The organism is uncultured Altibacter sp. (assembly GCF_963972995.1).
Taxonomy (GTDB): domain Bacteria; phylum Bacteroidota; class Bacteroidia; order Flavobacteriales; family Flavobacteriaceae; genus Altibacter.
Window position 1 is genome coordinate 1 of sequence record NZ_CAXAXI010000051.1, and the last position, 5,852, is coordinate 5,852.

General features: G+C 41.1%; 5 protein-coding genes. 4 read left to right on the top strand and 1 reads right to left on the bottom strand.

Annotation, left to right across the window (positions count from 1 at the left end; genetic code table 11):
* The 4 genes from AACZ11_RS12730 to AACZ11_RS12745 form a co-directional block, all read left to right on the top strand.
* Positions 1–570, top strand: a 570-nt coding sequence (locus AACZ11_RS12730; RefSeq protein WP_339832699.1) for a hypothetical protein, incomplete at its 5' end; no start/stop codon positions are given.
* 120 nt (positions 571–690) lie between these two features.
* Positions 691–3,627 (top strand): AIM24 family protein, encoded by a 2,937-nt coding sequence (locus AACZ11_RS12735; RefSeq protein ID WP_339832701.1) that lies wholly within the window; start codon positions 691–693, stop codon positions 3,625–3,627.
* A gap of 13 nt (positions 3,628–3,640) precedes the next feature.
* Complete coding sequence (locus AACZ11_RS12740) at positions 3,641–4,216, top strand: hypothetical protein (RefSeq protein WP_339832703.1); 576 nt, start codon at positions 3,641–3,643, stop codon at positions 4,214–4,216.
* 26 nt (positions 4,217–4,242) lie between these two features.
* A complete protein-coding gene (locus AACZ11_RS12745; RefSeq protein ID WP_339832704.1) occupies positions 4,243–4,503 on the top strand; it encodes a hypothetical protein in 261 nt (86 codons plus the stop codon).
* A gap of 27 nt (positions 4,504–4,530) precedes the next feature.
* Here AACZ11_RS12745 and AACZ11_RS12750 read toward each other — a convergent pair whose 3' ends face one another.
* Positions 4,531–5,154: a hypothetical protein gene (locus AACZ11_RS12750; protein WP_339832705.1), complete on the bottom strand. Its 624-nt coding sequence runs from the start codon at positions 5,152–5,154 to the stop codon at positions 4,531–4,533.
* Between the last annotated feature and the right edge of the window lie 698 nt (positions 5,155–5,852).

The window sequence follows — 5,852 nt, forward strand, 5'->3', positions numbered from 1 at the left end:
TTTCTGCAGCCTAGATTTTTTTGTTTCTTTTTTCATCAATGGAAAAAAGAAAAGAAAGAAGAAATAGATTATTTAAAATATTTTGTAACTTCCTGCAACAGAACCCACTACATGAAACCACTGCCGCAACGTCTCGAACTGGCCCTCACCAAGCTGTATACTGCGTATCACAACGGTGCGCTGCACCCTGAGTGTGCGAAACAGTGTGCCGTAGGGAATATTTGCGACAACACGGACGCCTGGCGCCATTTGAGCGACACCCACGGCAGCGAGCAACTCAACTATGTGGGATTGGTACATCAGCGACTGGGGCGGCGTTTCGGGGGTTACACCCCGCAAGAGCTTTTAGGAGCCGAAGCTGCTTTTTTAAAAGGCTGTGGTTACACACTACCCCTACACCACGACCACGCCAAACCGGACGACCCCTCCCATCCCGACACCCTCTTTAAGGGCCTTTGTGAAGCCATAGGGTTTTTATGTGCCTTGGACGGCGTAGCCGATGTGACGACACTTTTACAAAAATTCCCAGTTCACTCCAAAGGTGATCGCGCAACTGTCCTAGCTTTATAAATACACTTTTTTTTTGGATAATTCTTATACCCACCTGTAGAGGTGCTCACGTAATTAAATAGAATTCGGACTTATTTAAAATTTAATTGCTTAATTTTAAGACGACTAACTAAACCCATTTTGACGAAAACGCTGCGAAAGCTCCTTGCTTCTCTAGGGAATAATCAATTCTTACGACCCATCATCACCTCTCTGAACAGAAGGGAGCTATTGTTATTTTTAATTCTCTTGGGATTGCTACCTTCAATAGCCGATTTCTCACTATTCTACATTAGTGGTATTTCCGCATTGGATTTTCTTTTCGAAAATCCGTTGGCCTATACCGGCTTCAACACTTTATTGACCTCTCTTCTTATTACGGGAATAGGAACCTATTTGATCCTCATTGATAAAAAATACCTCTATTTCTTTGCCATTAGTCCTAGTATCTTCCTAGTCCTGTTTTATCTTATTGACATTATAGATTTTGGAAATATTGCATTCTATGCAGTATTGTCTTCCATCCTTTCCAAGATAGCGTTCGTAATTTTTATCATGAAAGGGAAGCTCCGTTCACTTTCCTTCCTATTATTTTGCGGCATTCTATTTTTTGTGACGTATGAAAGCAATCAACAATTGGAAATGACTTTCCTACAGTCTATAAAACAAGCCACTCTATTCATTTTTTTTACGTTGGTATGCCGATTCATCTTTCTCTGGTTTCAACAGAATATCAAGACCTTTGCAACCGTTAAGCGATCCCGCCTTGGCCTACTCTTATTAAAATCGGTTGTGCTTTGGAGTCCCATACTACTTTTTGCCATTCCGCAGCAATACATAACACAACGTTTGGAACAATACGGTATTGATAAGATCTATGCCATAAAGGGTATGCAACGGCATTATATGGATACCAAGTTAACCGTGGAAGACTTGATGCACTATGATGTTCCAAAAGTAATTACTACGTATAAAAAGGACTATGCTTTCTACACATCGGATTCCCTTCAAAAAAAACAAGAGTATCGCTATAAATTTATTGAAAAGAAAAAACGCCCGGAAGACACCACGCTTTTAAGACTTGCCACTCAGGAACCTTATGTACGTTTTAACACCGGTACGTATTTTCAAGGTTACACGGATCTTCAAACTAAGCAAGCAAATTTGATTAAAGCGTTGGTATATGTAGATCAGAAATTATTAAAAAATGATTCGATACTTAAGGAACGTCGTTACGATTTTATTAAGGTAAGCAATCAATTTAAACATACTTACCGTCTTTTACAGCAAACCTATTGTGACACTTTGGACAAAACCGATTATTTTATTTCGGCCATAGTGGCATCAAAGCTCAAAAAGATCGTCGTCCAAAAACGATTTCCGGGTAAATCGGGTCTGGAGATCGATGCCATTCTTTCGGTACACACAATGCTTTCAGGCGAACAAGCAATGGCCAACAGGAAAATGGATTCAGCCAATGAAAGCAGAAACAAACAATTTAATAAAAGTCGCTACCAAGCAGAGAACGAACTCGCTACGTTTGTTTCGAATACCGATGCATTGGCAAATGATGTAAGTAATGGTACTATAACCACCAAGACACAGCTCATTAATCGCACCAATACACTTAACGAAACTTTTAAAGATTCACTTGCAGAGCGAACTTCCCGTCTAAAATCGGAATCTCAAGCGTTTATGAAGAGTGCCCCGCAAAATGCGAGAAACACTTTAGACGATAATCTTAAAAAAGAATTGGAACATTATATCTCTTATTTTGCACCGAAAGATTGCTATGATCCGGAAGAAATGGACTGGTACGATTTCCTTATCGATCCGGAAGAGATCCTATTATGGATTGGATGTAGGATTGAAGAAATGGCAAAGAAGAGCCAGCGTAATGCCTATAAAGAATTTAGGAGTAATGCGCTGGATGAAGTTGAAATGAGAACAGCGAAGCTCTTCGATGCGTCGACGCAAAACAATGTATTGGGTCGCATGGATGCCATTGAAGCGGAAACCAATGCACTGACCGACGGACTCGCCAATAACATTAATACCGCTACTAGTGATGCTTCGGAAAAACTCGATAGTGTCACTCGGGTCAGCAGTGCGGCTGTTATAAGAGAGAGCAGCCAACGCGGCAAAGTAGTCATTGAAAAAATGCAAGTTCTTCAAGACTCGGTAAATGCCTACGACGCACGCGTAAAAAATGAACTAAATGAGCAATTTGAACAAATGAAACTGCTTTCTGCCAATAGCATTACCGCGGTAAATCGTGCCATTGAAACCAATAAACTCTTTGGTCAGTTACTTTTAGTGTTACTTATTTTTAAAAGTTTTTTCTATGTGTTCGCACGCGTTTCCTTCAACGAGGACGAAGACCTACACGTAACCGTTTCAGAAGCGCCAAAAGATTTTAAGAATGGTACCATTCGCAATTGCGGCATCGAATATTCCATTCCTGCAGATCACAAAGAAACCTTTTTTATTTCCAGAAAATACCGTCCAACAGGACGCGCTCCTAAAGTAGGTATTCATTGTTGGACCGCTTCCTTTTTCAGACGCATTCGCACCAACACCTATTTGATGAATCATGTGAGTATTAATAGGAAATCGGAAGAATCCATCGATTTCCGTTCATTGGCAGGCGCCGAGTTTGTCGAGTGGACGCTTAGCGATGGTGAAGAAGTTGTATTCGATTACAACCATTTGGTGGCCCTTACCGGAAATATAAAACTAAGTACCGAGATCAGCTTACGTCTCACCTCTACCCTCTTCGCACAAACTTTCTTTCCGGTGGCCAAAGGACCGGGCAAATTGGTCCTAATGACCAAAGGACAACCCTTAGCCGATGACGAAGAAACCGGAAAGAGTGTGCATATCGATAGGCTGATCGCATGGCAAAAGACCACCAAATTTGCCGTCATCTCCGAACTCAATCTGGTCGATTTATACTTAAGTGGACTCTACCTGAAACGCAGTAGCACCGATATGGTGTTGATAGATGCCGATGAAACAGCTAAAAAACGAAAAGTAGGAATTGCCCGATTTATTTCTAAATTCTTCTTACCAACTTAAACCTATGATGATTATGAAAATATTTGTTTTACTATTACTAGCCGCCTGTTTTCTAAGTAGTTGCCAAAATGATGACGCAAAAGAAGCAGTGACCATTAATGAGCAGGATGTGCTGTTCACTACGATCGTTAAGGAAGTGGAAGACCAATTAGCCGTTGAGACCCAACGCTTGGAATCCAATAAACAAACCTTTGCAACATACGAAGTCATGAAAACCCGTTTAAAAGTCTTAGAAGATTCCCTTAAGGATATAATGGAGCAACAAGATCGGCAGCAGGCAAATACTTCAGACCTCAACCGTACTATCAACGATATCTTAGATAATTTTGATGACGAGATCGTTTACAAGATGGACAACCTCAACGATAGATGGGAGATCCATAATAATCGCACCCAAACCTATATAGATGCCTTGCGCGAAAATAACAACACGACCATATTGGGCATCCCACAGCGGAATGAAGTAAATTACAACGTAATACGAGCTTATAACAATTCATTAAGTGACATGAATAAACTACTTGGATATTTGGACACCGGGATAAAGGCGGCAAGAAAAAATATTGAATCAAAGAAGAAAAAACAATAATTACTAATACTAAAACAATCAAGACAATGAACGATGCTTACAAGACAATGGACAAAAAGATCTTCTTTACCCTTACACTGGCCGGTGCATGGATAGAAGAGAATATTACCATTCCGGCCAACCTAAAATATAGTCGGGGCGCCATCGATTATTTGAAACAAAAGGATGGCGATCTTCCTTGCAGGCTCTATATCAATCCACACGGTGGTGTAGAGCAGATTGAAACCGTAAATGCAGCCACAGAAGCAGTAACCACAAGTATTACAGTCACTAAGGAGTATGAATAGCCTTAAAAAAGCTGTTGAGCCGAACCTCTAAAACTTTGTTTTCGAAATAGGCTTCTCTGATGCATGAATCTTTTCTGCAGCTTCTTTCACGCGTTGCTCATGCCCACGTAGTTTGACGATCACCAACAGTGCCAGCAGAAGTGCCAACACAATATGGGAGATCAAGTACCAATTGCTTATGGGGTGCGGCGGTTTGTAATAGGCCAATGCCACCGATGCGCCGTAAAGCAACAGATAAATCCCGGAATTGATCCAAGAAATAATGTTCTTTTGTACCATATACCGCATGCCGATATGTCCATAGGATACTAGGTTCTCTCCGGCTTTGGCATTGATAAGTTCCTCCAAGTACCGCTTGTAGCCCTGCAGTCCGAGCGTTCGCTGCAATTGATATGCAACCCCCATCAAGATAGTAAGCAATACGTATGGCAAGAACTGAATATAAAATTTGGTATTGTTAAAAGAAGCAAGTACTGCCTCTTGGGAGGCATCAAAATAGCTGGTTCCCTCAATAAGAAAGAAGATATACCCTCCTGCCAGTGCCAAGGTCCCTTGGGTGTATAAAAACTGATTTCCCACAAAGCGTTCGATCTTTTGATTGGTAAGCTCGTATTCCTTTAAAAGGATCTCCAATTTGAGTTCTTTTTTCATAAGAAGTGTTGGTTAGCACTTACGAACATAAGGAATTTTAATTTTATGGTATTCGAGAAGGGTTAGTAGTGAAGGGTGAGTGGTGAATGGTGAGTGGTGAGTGGTGAAGGGTGAAGGGTAAGGAGTTAGGGGTTAGGAGTTAGGAGTTAGGAGTGTGGAATTAGGAAAATGTAATTATTCTAAACGATCTAAAACACTGAAAGAGATTCCTCATTCCATTCGGAATGACAGTTTCATTGTCATTCAGAGCGAAGCGAAGAATCCAGAAATTACTCATTGCATTCGGAATGACATTGGTAGGTGAAGGGTGAAGGGATGACAGTGAACGGTGAGCAGTGAGCGGTGAGCAGTGAGCAGGGAATGGTGAAGGGTAAGGAGTTAGGAGTTAGGAGTGTGGAGTTAGGAGTGTGGAATTAGGAAAAAGTAATTATTCTAAACGAACTAAAACACTGCATGAGATTCCTCATTGCATTCGCAATGACATTGGTAGGTGAAGGGTGAAGGGTTGGTAGTGAAGGGTGAATAGTGAAGGGTGAAGGGATGGGAGTTAGGAGTTAGGAGTTAGGAGTTAGGAGTTAGGAGTTAGGAAAAAGTAATTATTCTAAACGATCTAAAACACTGAAAGAGATTCCTCATTCCATTCGGAATGACAGTTTCATTGTCATTCAGAGCGAAGCGAAGAATCTTGAGATTCCTCA